Source organism: Nocardia sp. NPDC020380 (genome assembly GCF_044386975.1).
GTDB lineage: Bacteria > Actinomycetota > Actinomycetes > Mycobacteriales > Mycobacteriaceae > Nocardia.
Map to the genome: position 1 here is coordinate 531,012 of NZ_JBIRVQ010000003.1, position 24,341 is coordinate 555,352.

A 24,341-nucleotide genomic window follows, 5' to 3' on the forward strand; every position below is an offset into this window, starting at 1 on the left:
GCGCCATTGCTGTTTCGAAATACGACCTGTTACTCAGGCCTGTTGTTGTTGCTGTTGCTGCTGGCTGCCGTGTGCGGGCGCGACCTCCCGCGACTGGTCGCGTTCGGGTGCGATGTGCATTTCGCTGACCAGCTGCTCCCCCGCCAATTCGCGTTCCGCGCCGGAGGTTCTGGGCGCCAGTACCCAGGTGTCCTTGCTGCCGCCGCCCTGACTGGAATTGACGACCAAGGAATCGGCGGGCAGCGCCACCCGGGTCAATCCGCCGGGTAATACCCAGATGTCGTCGCCATCGTTGACGGCGAAGGGGCGTAGGTCCACGTGCCGGGGCGCGAGCCGGTTGTCGATCTTGCTGGGCACAGTGGACAACTGGACCACCGGCTGCCCGATCCACCCGCGCGGATTCGCCTTCACCTTGCGCCGGATCGCTTCCAGCTCTTTGGCACTCGCGTCGGGGCCGATGACGATCCCATAGCCGCCGGACCCCTCGACCGGTTTCACCACGAGTTCGCCGACACGGTCGAGCACCTCGTCGCGTTCCTCGGGTTCCCAGCAACGGTACGAATCCACATTGGGCAGAATCGGTTTCTCGCCCAGGTAGTACTCGATGAACGCGGGCACATAGGTGTAGACGAGTTTGTCGTCGCCGACGCCGTTGCCGACCGCATTGGCCAGCACCACGCTGCCCGCGCGGGCCGCGTTCAGGATGCCGGCGACGCCGAGCATCGAATCCGGCCGGAACTGCATGGGATCCAGGAAGGTGTCGTCGATGCGCCGGTAGATGACGTCCACCTGCCGTTCCCCCGCGGTGGTGCGCATGTAGACGACATTGTCGCGGCAGAACAGGTCCCGGCCCTCGACGAGTTCCACGCCCATCTGCCGGGCCAGCAGCGAATGCTCGAAGTAGGCGGAGTTGTAGACGCCGGGGGTGAGCACGACCACGGTCGGGTCGGCTTCATTGGGTGCGGCGGCGGCGCGTAGCGCGCGCAGCAGGTTGCTCGGATAGTCGCCGACGGCCCGCACCCGGTGCGAGGCGAACAGGTCGGGGAACACGCGCGCCATGGTGCGGCGGTTCTCCATCACATAGGAGACGCCGGACGGGGAGCGCAGATTGTCTTCCAGCACACGGAAATCGCCGTGCTCGTCGCGGATCAGATCTATCCCGGCGACGTGGATGCGAACACCGTTGGGCGGCACCAGCCCTGCCGCTTCGCGATGGAAATGCGCGCAGGAGGTGACGAGTCGTTTCGGGATCACCCCGTCGCGCAGGATGGTCTGTTCCCCGTACACGTCGGCGAGGAAGGCTTCGAGGGCCCGCACCCGCTGTTTGATGCCGCGTTCGAGTTTGGTCCATTCCGTGGCGGCTATCACTCGCGGTACCAGGTCGAGCGGGAAGGGCCGCTCCTGTCCGGAGAGGGAGAAGGTGATGCCCTGGTCCACGAAGGCCCGTGCCAATGCTTCGGCGCGGGCGGCCAGTTCCTCGGCGTCGATCACGGCCAGGGCATTGAAGATGCCCCGGTAGGGCGCCCGGATGCGGCCGGACGTGTCGAACATCTCGTCGTATGCCCGGTCGTAGCGGCCGGGCCGGTAGCCGGCGAAGACGCCGGTTCTCTCGTGTTTCTCGCGCGCGACTCCCGCCGGTGGGTGCGTGGACGAAGCGTGTGCGACCGTATTCAATGCCCTCGAAGGACTCGGCGCGGCGGCAGCGGGAGTCATGCAAAAATCGTCCGTCACGCAGGGGCAACACGCAGTCGGACGACGATAAATTTCTGGTTTCAGCCACGTAGCGAACGGGCCCGATTTCATACGTCCCTGTGTCGCCTGGTAACCTCGATCGTCGGTGCGGCCCTATGTCGGCTCGTCAGCCTGTTTTCATGGTTACGAGGCCTGTTGTAGTGCGCTCCCGAAGACTTTTGCATCCTGCATCCCGTCAAACGAAGGAACCAGAGGAACCGGCGTGGCCAATATCAAGTCCCAGATGAAGCGGATCCGCACCAACGAGGCTGCGCGCCAGCGCAATCAGTCGGTGAAGTCCGCGCTGCGCACCTCGATCCGCAAGTTCCGTGAGGCCGCTGCCGCGGGCGAGAAGGACAAGGCGCTCGAGCTGCTGCAGACCGCTAGCAAGAGCCTGGACAAGGCTGCCTCGAAGGGTGTCATCCACTCCAACCAGGCCGCCAACAAGAAGTCGGCGCTGTCGCTGGCCTTCAACAAGCTCGGCTGATCACCCCGGTATACAAACCGGAAGTAATGCTTCGAACAGCCGCCGTGGCCACGATGACCGCGGCGGCTCCGCCGCCTCTCCGGGACTTTAGCGCACGGCCGGGTGCCGTAGAACGCACTGCATGCGGACCGGCGGTCGGGTGCCGAACCCATTTTGGACGTACCCGGTGAGTTACCCGCATCTTGCGAAATCAGCTGTCACGCCCAGCTCTTACCGCCAACTTGCCTCCGCGCGACGTTCGCAGCAGGATGGCTGCGAACGTCGGGGTAATCGGAGAGTCACCTGCGTTGGGAGTTGTCTTGGCATCGCGTCGTAGAAATCTGTCCTCTGTCGGCCGTGGAGTGCTCGCCGCGAGCGCGTCCGCGCTCATGCTGGCCACCGGTGCCGGAATGGCCGACGCCCGGCCGATCGGGCCGTTCGATGTGGGCGGGCAGATCGAGGTGGAGTACGACCGCGCGGGCGGTCCCGGCTTCTTCGGCGACCCGGTGGGCCCCGAGGTGGACGCCGCGGGCGGCGGACGCAAGCAGGACTTCACCAACAATGTGTCCATCTACTGGACCGCGGCCACCGACGCGCACGCCATCGGCGGTTCGATCCGCGACAAGTGGCGCACCACCGGCTCCGAGGCCGGCTCGCTGAAGTACGCGGTCACCGATGAGGGCGAGACCTCGAAACCCGGTCGCTTCCAGCACTTCCAGGGTGGTTCCATCTACTGGTCGCTCGGCGCGGGCACGCACGTGGTGTCCGGCCCGATCCGCGACAAGTACGCCGCGGCCGGCTGGGAGAGCAGCCCGCTGGGCTTCCCGATCGCCGATCAGAGCAAGGGTTCCAGCACGGTGAACCAGATGTTCGAGGGCGGCGCCATCTACTCCTCGCAGAGCACCGGCACCCACATCGTGTGGGGCGCGATTCGCGACGACTGGGTTCGCGCGGGCGGCGAGAACGGCCGTTACGGCTACCCGACCGGCGACGAATACGACTACAAGGGCGGCAAGGCCCAGGACTTCCAGGGCGGCAAGATCACCTGGTCGCCTTCGACCCAGTAACACCGAATCCCAGGGCTGTTCGCGGTGTACGTGCCGGCAGCCCCGGTTATTCGCCTGTCGTGCCGAGCAGCGCGGTCGCCAGATCGCGCAGGCTCGTGCGCAGGCGCTCGAATTCACCGTCGCGAATGAGCTGGGCCACCGGTTCGGTGTGCATGCCGCCGAGAATGATGTGCGCCAATAGTGCGCCGTCCAGTTCCGGGCGGGCTTCCTCGATGAGCTCGGCGACGTGTGCGTGCCAGGTCTGGTAGACCGAATTCTCCTGCCGCTCACCGGAAGTGTTCTTGCGTACCGCGACGGCGTGATCGTGTGCGGTCATCAGGCCCGCGTTCTGCGTGACGAGGTCGGTGACCGCGTCCAGGAAGGCGATGAACCGCTCCCGCGCCGGTGCGCCCGGGCCCAGCGGCGGCGGCCCGGAGACCATTGCCTCCTGTAGTGCGGTGGCGCGCTGTTGCATGACAGCCTGCATCAGGCCCATGCGATTCCCGAAGCGGTGGAACACGGTCGCCTTGCCGACTCCGGCAACCTCCGCGACGCGTTCGATGGTCACCTGTCCGGGATCGCTTCCGCGCAACAGCTTTTCGGTCGCGGCCAGGATGGCGTGGCGGTTCCGCTCGGCATCGGCGCGCACCCGGCGCGGTTCGGCCACGATCTGCTCTTCTCTCTAGACATCTGAACCAGTGGTTCATATAGTAGCGTTCATTAAATGAACCACTGGTTCAGATAGCTGCTCACGGAGAAGAGACGTGGATATGAAGGCAATCGTTCTGCACGAACCCGGCGGACCCGAAGTGCTTCGGCTGCAAGAGATTCCAATTCCCGAGGCCGGTGCGGGTCAGGTACTCGTCCGCACCGAAGCGGTCGGTGTGAGCTTTCACGAGACGCTCATGCGAGCGGGCGTGTTCCCGATGCCCAGCGGGCCGCCGGCCACGTTCGGGTTCGAGGCGGTGGGTGTGGTGACCGCTGTCGGCGACGGGGTCGATGCGAGTCTGATCGGGCAGCGCGTGTTCGTAATATACGGCGGCGGTGGGCAATTCGGCAGCGGGACCTACGCGGAGTACTGCACCGCTCCGGTCGCGACGCTCACGCCCATTCCCGGGGAGCTCCCGGGACCGGATGCGCTGGCGCTCGGCGTGCAGGGCGCGGTCGCGCTGGCCCTGTTCCACACCGCCGGGCTGACCGGGGCCGAGAATGTGCTGATCGAGGTCGCGGGCAGTGGTATCGGCGCGTACCTGACCCAGTTGGTCCGGGATCGCGGCGTCCACCGGATCGTGGCCACGGCGGGCACTTCCGCCAAACGGGATCGGGCGAAGGCGCTGGGCGCGGATGTGGTGGTCGACCACACCGATCCGGCGTGGCCGGAGCAGGTGCGTGCGGCGCTCGGTGCGGAGCGGCTGGATCTGGTCTTCGAATCCCTCGGCGGACCGGGTACCGCATTGCTGGACACGCTGACGCCGGGCACCGGACGAATTCTGCTGTACGGCCTGCTGAACGGCGCCCCGGACTACACGCCCCTGGATCTGCTGCCCCGCGGCTTGACCGTGGTCGGCTGCGGCGGGCTCACCGGCTGGGCCGAGCGCGTGGCCGCCGCCCGGACCGAGGCCTTCGACCTGGCGGCCGCGGGCCTGCTCACCCCGCTGATCGAGGAGATCCTGCCCCTTGCCGATGCCGCCGAGGCACACCGCCGCCTCGAAAACCGCACCGTCACAGGAAAACTCGTTCTCGCGCCGTGACCGTGCCGGGCGGCCGTATCGCTCAGGCGGATTCGCGGAGGTCCAGGATGCGCGCCAGCGCGTGTTCGAGGGCGTAATTGGTATCGGCCGCCTGCCCCTTCACATCGGCATTGAGGGCGGCGACGACCTGCAGCGCCTCGCCGATGGTGGCGGGCGTCCACCCGCGGACCTGCCCCTGGGCCTTCTTCACCTTCCAGGGCGGCATCCCGAGATCACCGGCGAGCTTGAACGGATCCCCGCGCCCGGCGGAGCCGACCCGGGCAATGGTGTGCACGGAATCCGCCAATGCGTCAGCGAGCAGGACGGCGGGCACACCGCGATCGGTGGCCCAGCGCAGCGCCTCCATGGCGGCGGGCCGATCCCCGGACACGGCGAGATCGGCCACATCGAACCCGGTGACCTCGGCCCGCCCCGAGTAGTACTGCCGCACCGCGGCCACATCCACCTTGCCACCGGTATCGGCCGCCAATTGTGAACTGGCCGCGGCCAATTCCCGCAGATCGGAGCCGACCGCCTCGATGAGGGCCTGCACCACATCCGGCGACACCCGCACATTGGCGGCCCGGAACTCATTGCGCACGAACTCGACCCGCTCCCCCGCCTTGGCGAGCTTCGCGCAGTTGTGCACCACCGCCCCGAGCTTCTGCAATGCGGGCGCGAGCGCCTTCGCCCGTCCACCGCCGGAGTGCAGGATCACCAGCACCACCCCTTCGGGCGGTGAAGCCGCGGCATCCTGAATAACCGAAACCGCGTCCTTCCCGGCCTCGGCCGCCGACTCGAGCACGATCACCCGATCCTCGGCGAACAACGAAGGACTCAATAATTCAGCCAGCTCAGCCGTACTGGCGTCCCCCGCCCGCATCCGATCCACCGGCATCGAATCCGGTTCATTGGTAGCCGCTCGAGCCTGCGCGGCGATCTCCCCCACCGCCCTCTCGACAAGCAATTCCTCATCACCGAGCACGAGATGCAGGGGCGCGGGTCGTTGGCTCACGCCCCGATCCTACGAGCCCCCTCCGACAACCCCGGCACCCCGGTCGCCCGGCAGGTGGACCGGGGCTGCCGAGTTCAACCAGACCCGAGGTGACGTCGAGGAGATCGATGCCCGCTGCTGCCAGTTCCTTGGCGGCGAACGCGAACGTCAACTCGAAGCCATCCTCGAACGCGACCGAACCCGCGGCGGGCCCCCCCGACCCTGGAACGCACCACCGACGCCATCCTCGCGCCCCTCTACTACCGGGCCGTCTTCACCAACTACCCCCTGACTCCGCCTGGACCCTCGGCCTCGTAACCCAGCTCCTGCCCGACTGATCGAGCGATCATCCATCCGGCGTCTCGCCGACAGGTGGGCGGCGTGCAGGGCGTAGGGCAAACAGGACGAGGGTGCAGAGGACTGCGGCGATGAGGCCGGAGCGGGTTCCGGTGGGGAGGGTGATGGAGGCGCCGAGGGCGCCGGCGCGGTCGGAGACGGTGAGCAGCCACCACATCGGGGGTGTGGTGCAGTGCAGGACGAGGGTGGCCGCCGGGGACCAGAGGCAGGCGAAGATGGCGACTGCCGCGCCCAGCACCGTGATCGGGGCGATCACGGGTTCCACGAGCATGTTCACCAGGATTGCGACCAGGCTGAGGTGACCGCTCATGGCGATCACGAGCGGGGTGGTGACCACGAAGGCTGCGGCGGCGACTGCGAACGCTTCCGCCGGAATTCGCCACCAGCCGTGCATGATCAGCCACTCCGACCAATCGGGAGCGATCACGATCAGGCCCGCGGTGGCGAGCACCGAGAGCGCGAAGCCCGCGTCCACGGCCAGATTCGGTGACCAGGCCAGCAATCCGATAACCGCTGTGCACAACGCGGGTAGTGCTTGTTTTCGCCGGCCGGTGCACATGCCGAGTAGTGCCACCGCACCCATCACCGCCGCTCGCAGCACGCTCGGTGAGGGGCGTGCGAGGATCACGAACATCACCAGTGCGAGGGCTGCTGCGGCTGCGCCGAAGCGCGGGTCCACGGTGAGGGCTCGCATCGAAACCAGCACGACGCCAAGGAGAATCGTGACGTTCGCACCACTCACGGCGGTGAGGTGGGTCAGGTCCGATTCTTCGAAGTTCTTCTGGACGTGCTCGGTCAGATGGGACGTGTCACCGATGACCAACCCGGGCAACAACCCTGCCGAATCCGCGGGCAGTGTGCGCTGCGCGGCTTCCGCGAAGTCTCTCCGCACCCGTCCCGCCACCCGCTGCCACCACGGCGCCGGGTCGATCGCGATCGGCGCGCCCTCCGCCCGGAGCACCGCCACGGTCAGATCCGGCCGCCACGGCGGGCTCACCTTCCCGCGGAATTCGACCCGCTGCCCGGGCAATACCGCCCGCCACGCGGCAGCCGGGGCCAGCACCACCACCGCTCCCCCGGCCTGCACGGTCCTCCCACCCAGCTGATATTCCACCAACTGCGCCCGCATCATGACCTTCGGCCCGCCGAACGGCTTGCCCGCCACCGCCTTCGGATCATCCGTCCCCACGACCACCGCGACCAGCCGCTGCCCACTCCGCACCGCGCGCAGCGGATGCGCCTCCACTCGATGCCCATGCCAAGCCCCCGCTCCGGCGAACCCCGCCCCGATCACCAACGCCCCCACCAGAACCCATCCCACCCGCTGACGACCACCACGCTCCATACACTCGTTGCGAGGGTGCCCGTCCCGATCGCCGCCCCCTCTGGCTTCCCCACCAGATCGCGCCGACCGAAACATGAGCACCAGCAATCCGATTCCGATTGCCGCGCATCCGATCGCGAGGCCCACTCCTGCCCGCCAGCCCCACAGCAGCGCCACAAGCGTTGCGCCCCAGCAGCAAGCCGTTGCCGGCACCAATCGAGCATCCAGGACTTCGGCGGCTTCGCTTTCGGCCTCGGTGTCGGCCGCCGTTTCGCGTTCGTCCTCGTCCGAGTTCACAACGTCACCGCCGGGCGGAGGCGGGCGAGGCGGGAGTGGCCTATGCCCTCTATTTCGGAGAGTTGGTCTATGGAGGTGAAGCGGCCGTGGCGGGTACGCCAGGCGAGGATGGCGCGGGCGGTGGAAGGGCCCACGCCGGGGAGGGAGTCGAGTTCGGCTTCGGTGGCGGTGTTGAGATTGACCTTGGCAGGTGGAGTCGTCGGGCGGGCGGAGGTTGTGGGGACGGCTGGATCGGCGGCGGTGGGGCGGGCCGCATTCACGACCGTGCTGCCTTGTTGCTGGGGATTGGGGCGGGTTGTGGTGCGGGCTATGACGATCTGGTCGCCGTCGCAGAGTTGCTGGGCGAGGTTGAGGCCCGAGAGGTCGGCCTCCGGGCGTGGGGCCGCGGCGCGCAGGGCGTCGGCCACGCGGGCGCCCGGGGCGAAGCGGCGGAGGCCGCCGTGCTCGACGTAGCCGACCACGCTGACCACCACCACGGCGGATCCGGGCTGGGCCGCTCCACCGGGTGCGGTAGCGCCACCGAGGGGAGCACCGGCGCCGGGCGCGGTGGTCGTACCAGGTGAGGCGGCACCGGGCACGTTGGCGCCTACGGGGTTTCGACTCGGCAGAGGTGCGTTGGGTGCGTCGACCGGCTGGGGATTGTGGGTCCCCGCAGCGTCCCGGGCGGCCGGTGGAGCGCCCTTCAGCGCATCGGGGTTCGAGTCTGCTGTACCGTCGGCCGGTGGCGGGTCGGCGGGGATGGTTTCACCGGCGACGGCGATGGGCGGAACCGGTTGGGACACAGGCTCTTCACGCAGGGAGACGTAACCGGCCAGCAGGACCGCGACCACGCCGATGGCGGCGATGATCAGGGCGCCGCGCGGGCCGGGATCCCAGCGGGTGCCGCGGAAGCGCTCGGGCACCAGGCGGTCGTGCCAGAAGGAGACGCTGCCGCACGGTTCGGAGAGCCATGGGGGCGTGGATGATTCGGCCGAGTCGTGGGCGTCGTGCGACGCCGCTGCGATGGCTTCCTCGTCCCAGCGCGCCGGGTGGGTGCGTTCGGAGTCGGCGGGTGGTTCCGGACCGGTGAGTGCGTCGAGCCGCCGGCGTACCTGGGTGCTTTCGTCGATTCGTGGCATGGGGCCACGGTAGGGCGAATCCGCGATTCGGACTTCGGCGCGACCTGGGGTTTCGCCGAGCCTGTGGATACCGGAATCGGTTGTGGACAACCGGATTCCGGTACTACATCAGCAGGTCAGCCGCATCCGCCGGGAACCACGAGAGCGCCGACGGCCCCCATGCCGAGATGTACTGCGAGCGTCGGCCCGAACTCGGCGACGATCAGCTCGCGAATCCCCGGAATGAGATCGCGCAGCTGCCCGGCAATGGTCTCGGCCGCCTCGGCCGCGCCGAGATGCTGCACCGCGACCGCCGCCCCGTCCTCACCGGCCGCATCCACGGCCGCCGCAACGAGTTTCGTGAACGCCTTCGACCGCGTGCGGGCCTTTTCCCGCAGTTCCAGCCGCCCGTCCACGATCTGCAGGATCGGCTTGGTGACCAGTTCGGTACCGAAAAACGCAGCGGCACTACTCAATCGACCACCGCGTCGCAACTGTTCGGTGCGGTTCACCACGATGAACGCACGTCCCCGCCCGGCAGCGGCCACAGCGGCGTCGTAAACGATGTCCAGCGACCCGCCCTGCCGTGCCCGGCGCGCGGCAGCCAGCACCGGCAGCCCCGTACCCAGTCCGGCGCTGAGCGAGTCGACCAACCGCACCCGGTCCCCCGCGTCCATATCGCGCACGGCCTGCCGCCCGGCCTCCCAGGTCCCGGACAACTGCCGCGAGATATGCACTGCCACCACCCCGTCCCCATTGCTGAGTTCGAGCGCCTTCTCGTAGACGTCGCGCAGGTCACCCGGCGATGCGGCGGAGGTGGTGACGGTCGAGGCCCCGTAGTCGATATCGCAGTCGTCCAGGCCTTCCCGGATTTCGCGGTCGTCGACCAGGACGTGCAGGGGTACGGAGAGGACACCGAGTTCGCCGGTGAGGTCGGCGGGCAGGCTCGCCGATGAGTCGGTGACAACCACCACGGTCATCGGTCAGCGGCCCTCTCCGCGTGGGCAGGCCTTCATGCAGTGGGTACCTCGTGCGCGGTCGCCTCGGACAGCACCTTCACCATGGCGCGGGCGACGGCGGTGTGCCCTTCCCAGCCCCAGTGGATGCCGTCGGGGTTGGCGGGCCCGTTGAAGACGTTGTCGCGCACCGCTTCCCCGAGATCCACCAGCGGCACATCGTGCTCGCCGGCCCATTTCCGGACGGCCGCGACCATGGGTTCGCGTCCGCTGTGCACGCTCGCGTACGCGTCGCACTTGTGCACGGACGGCAGCACACCCACGATCGGCAGTTCGGGCCGTAACTGCGCCAGCGAGTTCCGCGACTGTTCCAGGTAGTCGACGCTGACATGCGGCGGCAAGGCCACCGGCCAGCCGAGCGGCGACAGCCGCGGCTGCAGCCAGCCGTACGCGTCCCGCACCCGGCGGCGCAGCATCGGCGGCCGCACGTACCGGATCAGCTCACGCAGCGCGGTGGGCAGCGGCGACGGCAGCGAATCCATGCCGCCGGTCGCGAAAACCACTGCGCCCGCGCGCGGTACGGCCGCCCACACTCGCGGGTCCCCGATCAAGGCCCAGTAGGCGTCCCGGCAGGTCCACCCGATCCGGGCGACCAGTTCGACATCCCAATCCAGTTCGGCCGCAACCAGGTTCGGCCAGATCCGCGGATGGTCCGCGGACAGCCCGCCCTTGGGCCCGAAGTAGGACAGCGAATCCGCGATCACCAGCAGCGTCTTCCGCTGTCCCGAATCACCCTCGCGCGCTTCGGCTGCCGGCGCCTGCGCTGCTCCGGAGGGACCTTCAGAGGACATCGGGGGCGACCTTCGCGAGCGCGTTCCACACGTCGAGACGCCACCCGGGCTGGTCGGGGCCCGGACCGTGGCTGGTGAGCTGCACCCAGCTGGTATTGGCGAGTCCGCCGAGGACCGGCCAGTTCGCGGCGGGCAGTTCGAGCAGTGCCGCGGTCAGCGCCGCGATGAGCCCGCCGTGCGCGACCAGCATGACGGTGCGGCCGGGCCAGTCCTCCCGTTCGGCGAAGAGTTCCTGCACCACGGGTAGCGCGCGGGCGCCGACCTGGAGCTTGTTCTCGCCGCCGGGCGGGCTGAAGGTGGCGTCGAGCCGCCAGGCCTTGCGGGCGCCGGGGTAGAGCGCGTCGACTTCGGTGTGGTTCATGCCTTCCCACTCGCCCAGGTCGGTTTCCCGGAGGCGGGGGTCGGTGAGTACCGGCAGTGCGGCGTGTTCGGCGACGGCGAGCGCGGTGTCGTGTGCGCGCTTGAGGTCGGAGGACACGATGGTCAGGAGCTCACCGGACGCCATTTCGCGGGCGCAGTCCTTGGCCTGCCGCTTGCCCACTTCGCTGAGTTCGGTGTCGATCTGGCCCTGCATGCGATCGGTGGCGTTCCATTCGGTTTGACCGTGCCGCAGCAGAATCAACCGCCGGACGCCGGCGTGCTTGCTCACTCGTCGTCCCCGGCCTCGTCGTCTCCGGCCGTCGCGGCCACATTGGTGCGCGGATCACCGATGCCGTCGATCGGCACCTGTGGACAGTCCTTCCACAGTCGTTCCAGACCGTAGAAGTCGCGCTCATCGTTGTGCTGGATGTGGATGACGATCTCGACGTAGTCGAGCAGCGCCCAGCGGCCTTCGCGGGTGCCCTCGCGACGCACCGGCTTGTGCCCGGCCTCGCGCAGCTTCTCCTCGATATTGTCAACGATGGCGTTGACCTGCCGCTCGTTCGGCGCGGATGCGATGACGAAGCAGTCGGTGATCACCAACTGCTCGGAGACGTCGAGGACGACCACATCGGAAGCCAGTTTCTCGTCGGCCGCCAGTGCGGCGACCGATGCCATCTTCAGTGCTTCGGCGGATGCGCTCACCCTGCTTCTACCTTCCCGTTGCCTCCCGGCACATACAGGTGCCGTTTAGATATGTATTGCACGACCCCGTCGGGGACGAGGTACCACACCGGCCGTCCCTCGCCTGCGCGTCGCCGGCAGTCGCTGGACGAGATGGCCAGGGCCGGAATCTCGATCATGGTGACGGTGTCGGCGGGGTAGTCGCGGAGATGGTCGGCCAGGTGGTCGATATTCAATTCGTACCCCGGACGACTCACTCCGACGAACTTCGCCAGTTCGAACAGTTCCGACCAATCGTGCCAGGTGAGGATGCTGGCCAGCGCATCGGCTCCGGTGATGAAGTACAGATCGGCGTCGGGATGGAGTTCGGCCAGGTCACGGAGAGTGTCTACGGTGTAGGTCTCCTTGCCGCGGTCGACGTCGGTGCGGCTCACCGAGAACCGCGGATTCGACGCGGTCGCGATGACGGTCATCAGATATCGGTCCTCGGCGGGACTGATATGCCGGTCGGATTTCTGCCACGGCTGACCTGTCGGCACGAAAATGACCTCATCCAGGTCGAATCGGTTGGCGACCTCGCTGGCCGCCACCAGGTGTCCGTGGTGGATGGGGTCGAAGGTGCCGCCCATCACGCCTAGCTTGCGGCGCCCGTTCGTTTGCACGAAAAGCGAGCTTACCGGGGGCTATTGCGGGGCCGGAGCAGCGGCCGTGGGGCCGCAGTTTTTCTCGGGTTCGGATCAGCGTGACCGCAACCCGCGACTTTCCCCGGGACTCGAGTTGCCATGTGTGTGCTGCCCCCACTTCTGGAGTCCATCGCACCTGATCACTCGAGGGAACACGTCATGTCACGGAATTCGTATCGGTTTGCTGCGGCCCTTGCCGCGGTCGGCGTGTCGGTGCTGTCGGCGCCCGGCGCGCATGCGGCGCCCGCGGCTTTGGACGGGTTGTTCGCGCTCACGCCGGGGGTGTGCGCGAATGGAGTGGTGACCGGGAGTTTCTTCCGGATGATCCTGCCCACCGGGGATGCGGGCGGACCATATCTGCAGAACAGCGATTCGCGCTGCAGCGATCAGACGGTGACGCCCTTGTCGGCGGGCACGGACGGCGGGCTCGTCTCCGGGAGTTATCAGCCGCAGCCCGCGGCGGCGTTCGACGGCGCGGGGAACGCGCAGTCGGGCAGGGTCACCACGCCGGTGCGGTTCTACGGCGTCGATTTCGCCACGGCCACCAATCCGACCGATCCGCAGACCGGCGGCGGAACCGCGTTGCCGCGCTTGTTCAGTGACGGCGGCCGGCTGTCCGGCGATCTGAGCAGTCTCGGGGTCACCTGGAACAACCAAGTGTTCAACCAGGGTTCGCCGAAGCCGGGCGGCGGGCTGCCGGGCAAGACCAGCCCGATCAGCGGAAGCATCGATCAGGCGGGCAATTTCGTCATCGAGTGGACGAGTCAGATCGTCGGCGGGCCGTTCAACAACTTCACGGGACTGTGGCGTCTGGCCGGGCACTATCAGGGAACGGTGCCGCAGGCCGCGCCCGCGGCAGCGCCGATCGCCGCCCCGCCGGTTGCACCCGCCCGCGAATCCGTTGCGCCCCAGGCTCCGGCCGCACCGCAAGCTCCGGCCGCACCGCAGGCCCCGGCCGCACCTCAGACTCCGGCGGCGGCGCCTGCTTCGGCTCCGGCGGGTGCGCCGAATCCGGGTGGCGCTGCCCCGCAGACCGTTCAGGCCGATCCGGCATTGACGACCAAGACGGTGGATATCCCGCGCGGTCAGCCCAATTCGTGGCTGGTGCCGGTCCTGCTGATCGTCGCCGTGGCCGGTACCGCTGTCTTCTTCACCGCCGGACGCCTGGTCCGGATTCGGCGATGACGACCGTGCCCGCGTTCTCGGAACTGCCCGCCTACTCCGAATTCGTCTCGCACGTCGAGCGGGCGCCGGAGCGGGTGGCGGCGCGATGGCCGTTCGCCGTGCTGGCGGTGATCGGCGCGCTGCTGGTCCTCGCGCCGCTGGCGTCGGGCATGTTCCCGCGCGCGGTCAAGGGCGAGGCCATGATCGACGCCTTTCATCCCTATATGACGCAGCAGAGCATCGACGGCTACCGCGACGATCTGCAGGTGCTGGACAAGGCCCGGACGAATGTCCTTGCCTTGCAGGCGGCGTCGCAGCAGCCCGGTGACTTTCCGCGGGTGGAAACCTTCGTCCGGGACTATCCCGGAATCCACGCGGACATGTCGTCCATGCTGAACACGATCGACGCCAATCGCGGGAATTACGGAAAGCTTTCCGGCACCGCGCCTTTCGGTTCGCTGCCGTGGCTGCTGGCCTTGCCGGGTGTAGTACTGATCGCCGCGGGCGTCTTCGGCTTCCGCGCCGCCGCGGCGGGTAGACGTGGCGTCTTCTGGCGCTCACTGGCCGCATTGGCAGGCCTGGGCCTGATCGTGGTGCCGATCGCGGGCGGCCTGTTTCCGGCCGCACCCGCCGCGCAGCCGCTCATCCACGGCTTCCGGCCGATCCTCACCATGACCGAAGTGCACAAGCTACAAGGCTATTTCGTCACCCTGGTGGCCGCCGACGGCGAGTTGAACAGCCGCTACGTCGCCGCGGTGCAGGCCGCTCATCCGAATGCGGACCTGACCGGCATCACCGCGCTGGAGGCGGGCTGGCAGCCGATGACCTCCCGTTTCGCCGCGCTGGTGGGTGCGATGAACGACAACGTCGGCAACTTCGATGCCGTGGTCGCACTGAACGATTCGACCCGCTCGCTCGGCTTCACCGCCTTCCGCGGCCTCGCCTGGGGCTATCTCGTGCCCGGCGTGCTGATCCTGGCGCTGGCCGTCGCCGGTCCCCGGCTGTCCCGAACCGGCTCCGGCCGCAGAGATTCCACCGCAGGAGCCCCGGAATGACTCGACGACCTCAGCTCGCACTGCGTGGGATCGCGATGGCGGCAGTGCTCGCGACCGCCGCGGTGTTCGCCACCGGTTGCGGCAGCAGCTCCTCGGACAAGGCATCGACCGGCCCCGAGCAGCTGGTGGGCCTGCTCCGTTTCACGCCCGGCACGGCCGACGGAAACACGGTGCACGGCACCTGGTTCCGCATGGTCCAACCCGGCGGCACCCCCGACAACGGCCCCTACATGCCCAACGGCGACTCCCCCGCCCAGGGCGGTTCCACCACCCTCCTCTCCCCCGGTACGGCAGGTGGTCTCCGCGTGGGCGGCTACCAGAGCGAGCCCAAACCCGGCTTCGACCACGGCAATTCCCTCTCGGATTCGATCACCGAGCCCACCAAGTTCTTCGCCGTCGAGTTCGGCATCTCCACCAACCCGGTCGATCCCCAGACCCAACGCGATGTCCCACCCCCCACCGTCACCAACAACAACGGCAAACTGACCGCCGACCTCTCCTCCTGGGCCGCCTCCTGGAACGACCAGGAATTCAACCAGGGCGCCCCCAAGCCTCCCGAGAAGCAGGGCCCCCAGGTAGCCGGCTCCGAACAGGTCCAGAAGATCTGGGACTGGGTAGGCCACCAATGGTTCGACCGCCCCAAATCCGATGCCGCCCAGGGCCCTTCCGCCACCGGCACCTACGACCCGAAGACCAAGGCCTTCACCTTGGAGTGGACCAGCCTGATCGTCGGCGGCCCCTTCAACAGCTTCACCGGCGTCTGGCATCTGGAAGGCACTTTCGAGCCCTCCGCCGCCGCCCCCGCGAACAGCGCGCCTACGTCGGCGCCACAGAAATAGCCGCAAGCACATGACCAGGAGTCGAGACCGATGACCATCGCCGAACCGACCAGGCGTCCTGCCCTGGTCGCCGCCATCCGCGCGATTGCCGCACTCACGGTGGTCGGTAGCGCGGCCGCCGCGACGACGCTGACCGTACGCGCCGACGAACGGGTTTCGACCGTTGTCGCCGCTGAACAACCCACTACCGCAGCCGCTTCCACGCCGGGCCGGGTTACCGTCGCACCGGGGCCGGTTCCGGACGGCGCTCCCCTGGCCTCGGGCGGTCCCGCGGCGGGCGCACCGGCTCCGAATGCCGCCGGCCCGCAGAGTGCCGCTCCTATCGCGGGCGCGCCTGCGCCGGGTAACGCCGTGCCGCTCGGCGGCGCCGGTGTGCCGGCCGGCGCGGTACCGCTCGGTGGTGCGGGCGCGCCTGCCAGCTCTGTTCCGATCGGCGGTGGGGGTGCGCCCGCCGGCTCGGTCCCCTTGGGTCAGGGTGGCGGTCCCGCGAGCACCACTCCACTGAGTCCGGGTGCGGGGCCGGATAGTTCGGTGCCGATCGGGCCGAGTAGTCCTTTCGCTGCCCAGACCGTGAATACGCAGCCCGCATGCCCGCTCGGGTGGCCGGCGCCGAAGGAGCAGGGTGGTCTCGCTTCGTTGATCGGGCTGGCGCCGTTGGCAGGACCGTTCTCGTCGGAGGCCTTCGCCTTGGGTTCGGTGTATCAGCCGATCCTGCAGTTGGTGGGTCCGGTGCTGGCGCAGATCGCTCCGGTGATCACGGCGAATCAGCCGCTGATCGATCCGATCATCACGCAGGTGCAGGGCGTGGAAGCCGTTGTACTGGAGGCGATCCTGCCCTACTACGGCCCGTACCGGGGTCAGTTGATCGCCGCCGAAGGCGATTTCGCGAAGGCGATCGCACCGGTGCTGGACAAGGTCTACAACAGCGAGGCGGCTTCCTGCTTCGTGGCTTGGCAGGGGCAGATCATCGATCAGGCCAAGGGTGGCCGGATCACCGTTGCCTCGCTTGCCCATCCGGGCCAGGTGGTCGAGCTCGGGCCGGAGAAGTAGGTCCTTCAAGCCGTAGGGCGTTCGGCCTTGGGAAGTTTGGCGACGATGGCCTCGTACGAGAGGTCGATGAGTTCCCGAATCTCGTCGTCGGGGACCTTGCCGCCGAGGTAGACGCGGTTCCAGCCGAAGCGCCCGATGTAGTGGGATGACGAGACGTCGTCCGGGTAGATGCGGACCAGTTCGTCGGCTTCTTCGCGATTGCGGCCGCATTTCAGGCCGACGGACTCCCCGTCGCCGATGAAGGCGAACACCTTGTCCCCGACCTTGGCGACGATGTCGCCCTCCCACGGTTCGTCCTGCCAAGCACCCGGTTTGGTGAGGCAGTAGGCCAGTACGTCCATCGCGTCCTCCTCACCCCCGGTTTCGCTGTTCAGCGGGTACGAACGGCGAGTTTACCGGGGGTGTGGCAGGAGCTAGACGGTCGCGGCAGCCGTCGCCCGCCGGGCCGCCGCGACGTAGGCGCCGATCATGATGGCCGCCGCACCGAGCACCGGTCCGGCCGCGGCGAACGGGTTGCCGGGGCGCAGAGCCATGAGGAACGCCGCCGCGAGGGTCACGGCCGGTACTCCCCACCGGACCGCCGCGATGAGGGCGGGCCGGGTGTCGGCGGGATTGCGCAGCCGGCGCAGGGTCCAGCCGGAGGCGGCCGCGATGAGGGCCGTCGAAATCACGCCTGCGGCCACCCATGGCCCGCCCTTGGCGCCGTCGGCCAGCACCAGCCCGCCGGTGATGAAGGTGAGCAGGGACAGCCCCGGGATCCAGCGCAGCGTGGTGCGCAGTGCGCGGGTGTCCGCGCCGGGTTCGCGAATGCGGCCGAGTTCGGCGCACTGCACGCCGACGAGGATGGTCAGACCCAGCGCGATGGTGATGTGGACGGCGAGGATTATCGGGTGGGACATCTCGTTCTATCTCCTTGATGCTCTGCGGTTTTCGGTAAAGAGGGTCACTGTCGGCACGCGGTCAGCAGCAGCCCGGGAATATCGCCGTCGGTGAAGCCCGGGAGGCGCCCGAGCATGGCGATATGCCGCAGGGTGTCGACGGTCCAGCCGGATTCGAAGGCGGCGAGCAGCTCGTCCGGCGTGATCCGGCGCGGTCCGGGGCCGGCGGGCGCGCCGTCGGAGACCGCGAGAATGTGCACGCGCGCACCAGGTTTGGTGACGCGGTGGAGCGCGTCGACGTACAGTTTGCGATCGGTCTCGTCGAAGACGTGGAACAGTCCGCTGTCGAGGACGGTGTCGAATCTGCCCTCGTATCCGTTCATTTCGCGCGCGTCGGCGGTGTCGAGGGTCAGTGGCAGCCCGCGTTCGGCGGCCTTCCGCCGGGCCAGTTCCAGCGCGGACGGCGCCGCGTCGATGCCGGTGACGACGTGCCCGCGAGCGACCAGGTACAGCGCGTTTTCGCCACTGCCGCAACCGATGTCGAGCACGTCACCGCCGATCTCCCCGGCTTCTTCCAGTTCGATCACGGCGGTTTGCGGTCGTCCGACGTCCCAGCCGGCGAGGCCACGGTCGTTGGGCCGGCGGTTGCGGTAGGCGGTTTCGAAGAATTCGGCGGGAGGGTGTGGATCCGTCATGGGAGACCTCACTGAAAAGGTTCAGGTTCGTGAACAGTTCATATTATTGAACTAGTATGATGAGGGTGTCAATGGCCGAATCATCCGGAACCGGAGGTCGAGTGGAACCCGTCAGTGCCGCCGAGCAGCGCGAGCTGAAGGCCGTCGTGCCGATGATCTCCGCGCATTTCAAGCGCGCCCGATCCGACATGCCCGCAGCCTTGCGCGAGGCTTTCGCGGCACACGGGCTGAGCCCCAGGCACGGTGCGGCGCTGGGGGCGGTGCTGTCGGCGGAGTCGATCAGCGTCAGTGAACTGGCCAAGCAACTGGGCATCGGCCTCACCAATGCCAGCCAGATCACCGGCGATCTGACCAGAGCGGGCTGGCTGCAACGCGATCCGGACCCCGCCGACCACCGCCGCGTCCTGCTCTCCCTGCCACCGGACCGGCGCGACGAGGTGAGCGGCTTCATCGACCGCCGCGCGGATTCACTGCTGCGCGCCATGAGCCGCCTCACCGGCCAGGAGCGCGCGGGCTTCCTCGCCGGATTGCGAGCGTGGCAGCAGGAGCTCGAGCAGGGCTGACTCGATTACACCGAGGAGCTAGCTCCGATCGCGGATGCGGTCACCGAGGCGGTCCAACGCGCGAACCTTGGCACGCTCGGAGGCATGCCGGGCGGCAGGCGCCAGGGGGCGCAGGGCTCCGCGGAAACCGCCGAGCAGCGCGAAGCGGGTTCCACCGCCGGGCTCGGCGACCGCTGCCATTCCACCCAGCAGGAATCGGCTCTGCATCAAGCACCAGCCGGGTTCGAGTACGACGTCGAAACGAGCCCGGAGACCGGAATGTCCGCGTACCAGCAGCCGCCGGGTGGCATCGGGTCCCGATGGCAGGTAACGGGCGTCGGCGATATCGGGAAACAGCCAGCGGGGTAGCTCGCCCTCGAGGTCGGCGGCCACCGCCCAGACCCGGTCCGGCGCGGTATCGAACACCGTCTCGTGCAAGACCGCGGCGGGTGCGACCGCGGCGAGTACCCGGAGTCGCCGCACCGCGTCGAAATCCGCTACCGGCCAGCCGAATTCCGAACCGGCCGGGTCATCGTGGCCGCTCATGCCTGCCACTCCTTTCGAAACATGGCGCGGGCTCGGGCGAGTCGCGACTTTACGGTTCCGGTCGGCACGGACAGCACGCGCGCGGCCTCCTCCTCGGTCAGGCCGTCCACATCGCGCAGCACGAGTACGGCGCGGTGCTGCGGCGCCAGCCGGCTCAGCACGTCCGCGACATCGACCGTCAGCTGCGTATCCGAAAGAGCCGGCAGATCCGGCAGTTCGGCCGGGGTCTCGCGGCGCTGGGCGACTTTGATCGCCTCGCGCACCGCAATCCGGCGCACCCAGCCGAACAGAGCGCGCGGCTCGCGTAAGGCTGCCAGCTGCGAGAAGACGATGACCAGAGTCTCCTGTACCGCGTCAGCGCCCTGGTCCAGCGCGATCGGGCCGCACAGGCTGCGTACATACGGGGTGATCCGGGTCAGCAGCGCGTCGACGGCCAGCATGTCGCCGCGCCGCGCCGCCTCGACCAGCGTGGCCAGCTCCCGGCCACCGTCGTCGACGTCCATCGCTGCCTTCCTGAACGCTGCCTGCTCGAAACTATGTGAACGTTGTGCGCCCGAAATCGGGCCGCTGACAATGTAAGAGGCGGGCAGCAGGCCAAAGGTTCCCGTGACATAGATCACTGATCCACGGGGAACGCCCCGGCGGTCACGCCGCTCCTGTGGATATGAAGCGATATCTTTCGGCCCTGCTGTGGGCCGCTCTGGCCGCACAGGCCGGGTGGACGGTCACGAATACGGTTTGGCTGCATCAGAAGCCGGGGGTCGATCCACTCGGGCTGTTCCTGCTGACCGCTTTCGCCGCGTTGGCGCTGGGCTTTCGGCCGCGAGTGGTGGCGGCGGTACAGGTGCTGGTCGGGCTGGAGTTTCTCGAGCTGGTGGCCGACCGGACCGGCCTGCTCGGCCCACAGGGTGGTGGTGTCAGCTGGGGCGACTTCACCCATTTCGTTTCCTACACACGGCAAGTCACGAGTTTCTTGCCGCCCGGGTGGGCGCCGGCGCTGGCCGTGGCGGCGACTCTGGCGGAGGTCACCCTGGGTGTCGCGCTGATCGCCCGGATCCGGGTGCGGGAAGCGAGTTGGGCCGGCGGGCTGCTACTGCTCACCTATGCGGTGGCAATGACGCTGAGCCTGCCGATTGCGGACGCATTCCACTACTTGGTGTTCGTTCAGGCAGCCGGCATATTGTCGGCAGCAGCGTATTACGCACCGCGGACCGAGCGGTCGACCGTGCACACCTTGCGCGGGCGGTGGATGCGGCCTAGACCGGCAACAACCGTCCGACTACCGTCGTGAGCTGGCGGGCGTTGCGGCATTCGTGCATCTCGATGATGTCCGCGTAGCGCTGCGCGGCGGAATCGCCGGTGCCCCACATCTTCTCGGCCTCGGGATTGAGCCAGTACGCGTGCTTGGCGGTGTCCACCAGCCGCTTCAGCGTGCCCAGCGCCGGGTCACGATAGTTGGTGCGCCCGTCCCCGAGGATCAGCAGCGAGGTGCGGCTGGTGACCGCGTCGGGGAAGTCCGCGGCGAAACCCTCCAGCGCGGAACCGTAATCGGAGTGCCCCTCGATCCCGACGACCTTGGTCTCGGTGAAGATCCGCTTGGTGATCTGATCCAGCGGCGTCACCGAATCGAAGATCTGCGTCACCTCGTCCACGCGATCCACGAAGGCGAAGATCCGCACCCGCGAGAACTGTTCGCGCAGCGCGTTCACCAGCAGCATGGTGAAGCTGGAGAACCCGGCCACCGAACCCGAGATATCGCACACCAGCACGAGATCCGGGCGGCCAGGTCGCGGTTTGCGGGTCACCAGGTTGACCGGTACGCCGCCGGTGGACATGGATTTGCGCATGGTCTTGCGCAGGTCGATCTCGCCGCGACGGGAGCGGCGGCGCCGAGCGGCCAAGCGGGAGGCCAGGACTCGGGCCAGCCGCTGACTGCTGCGGCGCAGTTCGTCCAGTTCGTTCTGCGAGATGCGCAGGAAGTCGGCGTCCTCGGCCTGCCGCGCCACCCCGTAGGTGGCGACGCGTTCACGGCCGACGCGTTCGGCGACGCGGCGGCGGGTCTCGGCCTCGACGGTGCCGCGGAAGGACTTGATGCGATCGCGGGCGGACCGCCGGGCCACCTCGGAATCGAAGTCGGTGGCGTCCATGCCGGCGGTGAGCCCGGCGATGATCCGGCTGACCAGGATCTCCGGCTGCAGATCCTTGAGCGTCTGATACGCGGAGAACGACGGCCCGCCCGCCGCGTTGTACTGCCCCAGCTGCTCGACCATCTGCGCGGCGAGCGCCTGCAATTGCTGTGCCTGTTCCGGCGACGGATCCTGCATGAGCATTTCGGCCAGCAGCTTGCGCAGCTGGATGATGTCCACGGAACCGTCCGGCCGCTGCGGGAGTTCGACCTCGTCGGCCCCGATGCGCTCGCCGAGCGCGGCCGGGAACCAGAGGTCGAACATGCCGTCGAAGGTGCCGCGCTGCGTGGTGCGGCGCAGCAGCGCGCAGGCCAGGCCCTCGCGCAGGGCTTCGCGGTCCATCAGGTCGAGGACGGTGAGAACCTGTCCGGCGTCGACTGTTTCGGACGGTCCGACCGGAATTCCCCTGCCGCGCAGGGCTTCCACGAAGCCGACCAGATGCCCGGAGAGCCCGTGCTCGGCCGTCGGCCCGGGTACGGCGGGAACCTTCGCCGCCGGGGTGCCGGTCACCGCCCGTACGGCCGCCGAGACCAGGCCGCGCGGGTTGTTCGAACCGCCGGCCATGTCAGGCCAGCTTCAGCTCGTGGAGCGCGCGCACGTGATCGGCCTGATGCTTGAGCACCACGCCGAGGGTGGCGCGCACCGTCTTGTCGTCGAGATCCTTGGCGCTCAACGCGAGCAGCGTGCGCGCCCAGTCGATGGACTCGGCCACCGACGGCAGCTTCTTGAGCTGCATACCGCGCAGCACGTGCACGATCCGCACCAGCTGTGCGGCCACCGCGGGCTTGAGCTCGGGCACCCGGGACGCCAGGATGCGGCGTTCCAGTTCCTCGTCCGGGAAGTCGATGTGCAGGTAGAGGCAGCGCCGCTTCAATGCCTCCGACAGTTCGCGGGTGGCGTTGGAGGTCAGCACCACGAACGGTTTCCGGGTGGCGGTGATGGTGCCGAGTTCCGGCACGGTGACCGAGAAGTCGGACAGCACCTCGAGCAGCAGGCCCTCGATCTCGACGTCGGCCTTGTCGGTCTCGTCGATGAGCAGCACGGTGGGATCGCTGCGGCGGATGGCGGTCAGCAGCGGGCGTTCGAGGAGGAATTCCTCGGTGAAGACGTCGGCTTTGGTGTCCGCCCAATTGTTTTCGGAGCCGGCCTGGATGCGCAGGATCTGCTTGGCGTGGTTCCACTCGTAGAGGGCGCGGGCCTCGTCGACGCCTTCGTAGCACTGCAGGCGGATCAGCTCGGCGCCCGCCACCTCGGCGACGGCCTTGGAGAGTTCGGTCTTGCCGACGCCCGCCGGGCCCTCGACGAGCAGGGGCTTCCCGAGCCGGTCGGCGAGGAAAACCGAAGTGGCGGTGGCCTTGTCGGCCAGGTAGCCGGTCCCGGCGAGACGTTCGATCACGTCGTCGACGGATGAGAAGATCGGCTCCTGGTTCGGTGCGGTGGTAGCGGCCACGCGCCCTTCCTTCCTTCGAAAAGCTTTGTTACACGGGCCGGATCTGGCCGTCGCCCCACACGATCCACTTGGTGGAGGTGAGTTCCGGCAGCCCCATGGGGCCGCGCGCGTGCAGTTTCTGGGTGGAGATGCCGATTTCGGCGCCGAAGCCGAACTGTTCACCGTCGGTGAAGGCGGTGGAGGCATTGACCATGACCGCGGCGGCATCGACGCGGCTGGTGAATTCGCGGGCGGCCTTCAGGTCGCCGGTGACAATGGCCTCGGTGTGGCCGGTGCCCCATTCGGTGATGTGCTCGACGGCGGCGTCCAGATCGTCGACGACCTTGAGCGCGATATCCAGCGAGAGGTATTCGTCGGCCCAGTCGGTATCGGTGGCGGGGACCAGTCCGGGCAGATCGCCGTGAATGGTCACGCCCTTGTCCTCGAGCGCCTTGATCAACCGCGGGACGGCGATATCGGCGATGGCCTTGTCGATGAGGACGGTCTCGGCGGTATTGCACACGCTGGGACGCCGGGTCTTGGCATTGACCAGAATGTTCTCGGCCATATCCAGATCCGCGTCGCGGTGCACGAAGATGTGGCAGTTGCCGGTGCCGGTTTCGATGGTGGGCACCAGGGCGTCGCGCACGACGGCATTGATGAGGCCCGCGCCGCCGCGCGGAATGACCACGTCGACGAGTCCGCGCGCCTGGATCAGGTGCGTGACGCTGGACCGGTCCTCGGCGGGCAGCAGCTGTACCGCGTCCGCCGGGATGTCCTGCGCCGCAAGCGCTTCCCGCAGCACCGCGACCAGCGCCGCATTGGAGCGGGCGGCCGAGGAGGAGCCGCGCAGCAGGGCGGCGTTACCGGACTTCAGGGCCAGCCCGAAGGCGTCCACGGTGACGTTCGGCCGCGCCTCGTACACCATGCCGACCACGCCCAGCGGGACCCGCACCTGGCGGATCTCCAGGCCGTTGGGGAGCGTGGAACCGCGCACCACCACACCGACCGGATCCGGCAGCCCGGCCACCTGGCGCAGGCCGGAGGCGATGCCGTCGATGCGGGAATCGCTCAGCCGCAGCCGGTCCAGCTGCGCTTCCGCCGTGCCCGCGGCGCGGGCGATCTCGATGTCCTCGGTATTGGCGCCGAGAATCGCGTCCTTGGCGCCGAGCAGCGCGTCGGCAGCGGCGTGCAGTGCCGCATCCTTCTGCGCGGTGGTGAGCTGCGCGAGGGTGCGCGAAGCAACCCGGGCCCGGCGCGCCGCATCGTGCACCACCTCGCGGACGCTGTCCAGGTCGGTGGCTGTTCCTGCTGTCATGGGTACAGATTACTGACCGTACGGCTCGCCCCGGCAGCCCGGTTCGCCCGGTAGGTGTCGGCT

The 24,341-nt window shown here is 68.3% G+C and carries 27 protein-coding genes; 9 read left to right on the top strand and 18 right to left on the bottom strand.

The window, feature by feature from the left end:
- Positions 1-33: 33 nt before the first annotated feature.
- On the bottom strand, positions 34-1,713 hold the full coding sequence (locus ACH438_RS10035; protein WP_397003307.1) for a circularly permuted type 2 ATP-grasp protein: 1,680 nt from the start codon (positions 1,711-1,713) through the stop codon (positions 34-36).
- Between the two features lie 241 nt (positions 1,714-1,954).
- Here ACH438_RS10035 and rpsT point away from each other — a divergent pair, with 241 nt between their 5' ends.
- Together rpsT and ACH438_RS10045 are read left to right on the top strand one after the other, a co-directional pair.
- On the top strand, positions 1,955-2,218 hold the full coding sequence (rpsT, locus tag ACH438_RS10040; protein ID WP_397003309.1) for a 30S ribosomal protein S20: 264 nt from the start codon (positions 1,955-1,957) through the stop codon (positions 2,216-2,218).
- A gap of 299 nt (positions 2,219-2,517) precedes the next feature.
- Entirely contained in the window at positions 2,518-3,264 is a 747-nt protein-coding gene (locus ACH438_RS10045; protein WP_397003311.1) for an LGFP repeat-containing protein, read from the top strand.
- A 46-nt stretch (positions 3,265-3,310) separates the two neighbouring features.
- Here ACH438_RS10045 and ACH438_RS10050 read toward each other — a convergent pair whose 3' ends face one another.
- Positions 3,311-3,910, bottom strand: a complete 600-nt coding sequence (locus ACH438_RS10050; protein ID WP_397003313.1) for a TetR/AcrR family transcriptional regulator — start codon at positions 3,908-3,910, stop codon at positions 3,311-3,313.
- Between the two features lie 103 nt (positions 3,911-4,013).
- On the opposite strand from ACH438_RS10050, the gene ACH438_RS10055 reads away from it, so the two are divergent.
- Entirely contained in the window at positions 4,014-4,994 is a 981-nt protein-coding gene (locus tag ACH438_RS10055) for a zinc-binding alcohol dehydrogenase family protein (RefSeq protein WP_397003315.1), read from the top strand.
- Between the two features lie 22 nt (positions 4,995-5,016).
- Here the strand turns inward: ACH438_RS10055 and holA are convergent, their stop codons facing one another.
- From holA to nadD, 8 genes are all read right to left on the bottom strand, one after another.
- Positions 5,017-5,988, bottom strand: coding sequence for a DNA polymerase III subunit delta (holA, locus tag ACH438_RS10060; RefSeq protein ID WP_397003317.1), 972 nt, complete (start codon positions 5,986-5,988; stop codon positions 5,017-5,019).
- Positions 5,989-6,313: 325 nt separating this feature from the next.
- Entirely contained in the window at positions 6,314-7,645 is a 1,332-nt protein-coding gene (locus tag ACH438_RS10065; RefSeq protein ID WP_397003319.1) for a ComEC/Rec2 family competence protein, read from the bottom strand.
- Between the two features lie 296 nt (positions 7,646-7,941).
- On the bottom strand, positions 7,942-9,063 hold the full coding sequence (locus ACH438_RS10070; RefSeq protein ID WP_397003321.1) for a helix-hairpin-helix domain-containing protein: 1,122 nt from the start codon (positions 9,061-9,063) through the stop codon (positions 7,942-7,944).
- 116 nt (positions 9,064-9,179) lie between these two features.
- A complete protein-coding gene (locus tag ACH438_RS10075) occupies positions 9,180-10,022 on the bottom strand; it encodes a DegV family protein (protein ID WP_397003323.1) in 843 nt (280 codons plus the stop codon).
- A gap of 32 nt (positions 10,023-10,054) precedes the next feature.
- Entirely contained in the window at positions 10,055-10,849 is a 795-nt protein-coding gene (gene octT / locus ACH438_RS10080) for a diglucosylglycerate octanoyltransferase (RefSeq protein ID WP_397003325.1), read from the bottom strand.
- A complete protein-coding gene (locus ACH438_RS10085) occupies positions 10,839-11,498 on the bottom strand; it encodes a histidine phosphatase family protein (RefSeq protein WP_397003327.1) in 660 nt (219 codons plus the stop codon). The genes octT and ACH438_RS10085 overlap by 11 nt, the downstream gene beginning before the upstream one ends.
- Positions 11,495-11,914 (bottom strand): ribosome silencing factor, encoded by a 420-nt coding sequence (rsfS, locus tag ACH438_RS10090; RefSeq protein WP_397003329.1) that lies wholly within the window; start codon positions 11,912-11,914, stop codon positions 11,495-11,497. The genes ACH438_RS10085 and rsfS overlap by 4 nt, the downstream gene beginning before the upstream one ends.
- Positions 11,911-12,555 (bottom strand): nicotinate-nucleotide adenylyltransferase, encoded by a 645-nt coding sequence (nadD, locus tag ACH438_RS10095; protein ID WP_397003331.1) that lies wholly within the window; start codon positions 12,553-12,555, stop codon positions 11,911-11,913. Before nadD ends, rsfS begins: the two co-directional genes overlap by 4 nt.
- A 180-nt stretch (positions 12,556-12,735) precedes the next feature.
- Between nadD and ACH438_RS10100 the strand changes: the two genes are divergently transcribed.
- From ACH438_RS10100 to ACH438_RS10115, 4 genes are read left to right on the top strand one after another with little or no spacing between them, the layout of a single operon-like run.
- Complete coding sequence (locus ACH438_RS10100; RefSeq protein WP_397003333.1) at positions 12,736-13,761, top strand: hypothetical protein; 1,026 nt, start codon at positions 12,736-12,738, stop codon at positions 13,759-13,761.
- A complete protein-coding gene (locus ACH438_RS10105) occupies positions 13,758-14,795 on the top strand; it encodes a hypothetical protein (protein WP_397003335.1) in 1,038 nt (345 codons plus the stop codon). The genes ACH438_RS10100 and ACH438_RS10105 overlap by 4 nt, the downstream gene beginning before the upstream one ends.
- Entirely contained in the window at positions 14,792-15,634 is an 843-nt protein-coding gene (locus tag ACH438_RS10110) for a hypothetical protein (RefSeq protein ID WP_397003337.1), read from the top strand. Before ACH438_RS10105 ends, ACH438_RS10110 begins: the two co-directional genes overlap by 4 nt.
- Positions 15,635-15,664: 30 nt before the next feature.
- On the top strand, positions 15,665-16,684 hold the full coding sequence (locus ACH438_RS10115) for a hypothetical protein (protein WP_397003339.1): 1,020 nt from the start codon (positions 15,665-15,667) through the stop codon (positions 16,682-16,684).
- A gap of 5 nt (positions 16,685-16,689) precedes the next feature.
- Here ACH438_RS10115 and ACH438_RS10120 read toward each other — a convergent pair whose 3' ends face one another.
- The 3 genes from ACH438_RS10120 to ACH438_RS10130 form a co-directional block, all read right to left on the bottom strand.
- Positions 16,690-17,025, bottom strand: a complete 336-nt coding sequence (locus ACH438_RS10120; protein ID WP_397003341.1) for an MmcQ/YjbR family DNA-binding protein — start codon at positions 17,023-17,025, stop codon at positions 16,690-16,692.
- A gap of 72 nt (positions 17,026-17,097) precedes the next feature.
- Positions 17,098-17,583, bottom strand: a complete 486-nt coding sequence (locus ACH438_RS10125) for a hypothetical protein (protein WP_397003343.1) — start codon at positions 17,581-17,583, stop codon at positions 17,098-17,100.
- Positions 17,584-17,627: 44 nt separating this feature from the next.
- Complete coding sequence (locus tag ACH438_RS10130) at positions 17,628-18,257, bottom strand: class I SAM-dependent methyltransferase (protein ID WP_397003345.1); 630 nt, start codon at positions 18,255-18,257, stop codon at positions 17,628-17,630.
- 101 nt (positions 18,258-18,358) lie between these two features.
- Between ACH438_RS10130 and ACH438_RS10135 the strand changes: the two genes are divergently transcribed.
- Positions 18,359-18,820, top strand: a complete 462-nt coding sequence (locus ACH438_RS10135; protein WP_397003347.1) for a MarR family winged helix-turn-helix transcriptional regulator — start codon at positions 18,359-18,361, stop codon at positions 18,818-18,820.
- Between the two features lie 18 nt (positions 18,821-18,838).
- Here ACH438_RS10135 and ACH438_RS10140 read toward each other — a convergent pair whose 3' ends face one another.
- Positions 18,839-19,345 carry a hypothetical protein gene (locus tag ACH438_RS10140; RefSeq protein ID WP_397003349.1) on the bottom strand — a complete coding sequence of 169 codons (507 nt, stop codon included), beginning with the start codon at positions 19,343-19,345 and terminating at the stop codon, positions 18,839-18,841.
- Entirely contained in the window at positions 19,342-19,848 is a 507-nt protein-coding gene (locus ACH438_RS10145) for an RNA polymerase sigma factor (RefSeq protein ID WP_397003351.1), read from the bottom strand. The genes ACH438_RS10140 and ACH438_RS10145 overlap by 4 nt, the downstream gene beginning before the upstream one ends.
- A gap of 161 nt (positions 19,849-20,009) precedes the next feature.
- Between ACH438_RS10145 and ACH438_RS10150 the strand changes: the two genes are divergently transcribed.
- The gene (locus ACH438_RS10150; RefSeq protein ID WP_397003353.1) at positions 20,010-20,636 is read left to right on the top strand and encodes a MauE/DoxX family redox-associated membrane protein; all 627 of its coding nucleotides are present in this window, start codon (positions 20,010-20,012) and stop codon (positions 20,634-20,636) included.
- Here the strand turns inward: ACH438_RS10150 and ACH438_RS10155 are convergent.
- Genes ACH438_RS10155 through ACH438_RS10165 form a run of 3 tightly spaced genes read right to left on the bottom strand, consistent with a single transcriptional unit; the run spans position 20,602 to position 24,278 of the window.
- Positions 20,602-22,095, bottom strand: a complete 1,494-nt coding sequence (locus ACH438_RS10155) for a VWA domain-containing protein (RefSeq protein WP_397003355.1) — start codon at positions 22,093-22,095, stop codon at positions 20,602-20,604. The genes ACH438_RS10150 and ACH438_RS10155 overlap by 35 nt on opposite strands.
- Position 22,096: 1 nt before the next feature.
- Complete coding sequence (locus ACH438_RS10160) at positions 22,097-22,981, bottom strand: AAA family ATPase (RefSeq protein WP_397003357.1); 885 nt, start codon at positions 22,979-22,981, stop codon at positions 22,097-22,099.
- A gap of 28 nt (positions 22,982-23,009) precedes the next feature.
- Positions 23,010-24,278, bottom strand: a complete 1,269-nt coding sequence (locus ACH438_RS10165; protein ID WP_397003359.1) for a glutamate-5-semialdehyde dehydrogenase — start codon at positions 24,276-24,278, stop codon at positions 23,010-23,012.
- Positions 24,279-24,341 lie beyond the last annotated feature (63 nt).

Excerpts from the sequence above, each read along its gene's own strand:
- ACH438_RS10105 (WP_397003335.1), top strand. The coding sequence starts at position 13,758 with ATGACGACCGTGCCCGCGTTCTCGGAACTGCCCGCCTACTCCGAATTC.
- ACH438_RS10145 (WP_397003351.1), bottom strand. The coding sequence starts at position 19,848 with ATGGACGTCGACGACGGTGGCCGGGAGCTGGCCACGCTGGTCGAGGCG.
- ACH438_RS10055 (WP_397003315.1), top strand. The coding sequence starts at position 4,014 with ATGAAGGCAATCGTTCTGCACGAACCCGGCGGACCCGAAGTGCTTCGG.
- octT (WP_397003325.1), bottom strand. The coding sequence starts at position 10,849 with ATGTCCTCTGAAGGTCCCTCCGGAGCAGCGCAGGCGCCGGCAGCCGAA.
- ACH438_RS10155 (WP_397003355.1), bottom strand. The coding sequence starts at position 22,095 with ATGGCCGGCGGTTCGAACAACCCGCGCGGCCTGGTCTCGGCGGCCGTA.
- ACH438_RS10125 (WP_397003343.1), bottom strand. The coding sequence starts at position 17,583 with ATGTCCCACCCGATAATCCTCGCCGTCCACATCACCATCGCGCTGGGT.
- ACH438_RS10100 (WP_397003333.1), top strand. The coding sequence starts at position 12,736 with ATGTCACGGAATTCGTATCGGTTTGCTGCGGCCCTTGCCGCGGTCGGC.
- ACH438_RS10120 (WP_397003341.1), bottom strand. The coding sequence starts at position 17,025 with ATGGACGTACTGGCCTACTGCCTCACCAAACCGGGTGCTTGGCAGGAC.
- ACH438_RS10035 (WP_397003307.1), bottom strand. The coding sequence starts at position 1,713 with ATGACTCCCGCTGCCGCCGCGCCGAGTCCTTCGAGGGCATTGAATACG.
- ACH438_RS10150 (WP_397003353.1), top strand. The coding sequence starts at position 20,010 with ATGAAGCGATATCTTTCGGCCCTGCTGTGGGCCGCTCTGGCCGCACAG.
- ACH438_RS10140 (WP_397003349.1), bottom strand. The coding sequence starts at position 19,345 with ATGAGCGGCCACGATGACCCGGCCGGTTCGGAATTCGGCTGGCCGGTA.
- ACH438_RS10075 (WP_397003323.1), bottom strand. The coding sequence starts at position 10,022 with ATGACCGTGGTGGTTGTCACCGACTCATCGGCGAGCCTGCCCGCCGAC.
- ACH438_RS10070 (WP_397003321.1), bottom strand. The coding sequence starts at position 9,063 with ATGCCACGAATCGACGAAAGCACCCAGGTACGCCGGCGGCTCGACGCA.
- ACH438_RS10115 (WP_397003339.1), top strand. The coding sequence starts at position 15,665 with ATGACCATCGCCGAACCGACCAGGCGTCCTGCCCTGGTCGCCGCCATC.
- ACH438_RS10165 (WP_397003359.1), bottom strand. The coding sequence starts at position 24,278 with ATGACAGCAGGAACAGCCACCGACCTGGACAGCGTCCGCGAGGTGGTG.
- ACH438_RS10110 (WP_397003337.1), top strand. The coding sequence starts at position 14,792 with ATGACTCGACGACCTCAGCTCGCACTGCGTGGGATCGCGATGGCGGCA.
- ACH438_RS10130 (WP_397003345.1), bottom strand. The coding sequence starts at position 18,257 with ATGACGGATCCACACCCTCCCGCCGAATTCTTCGAAACCGCCTACCGC.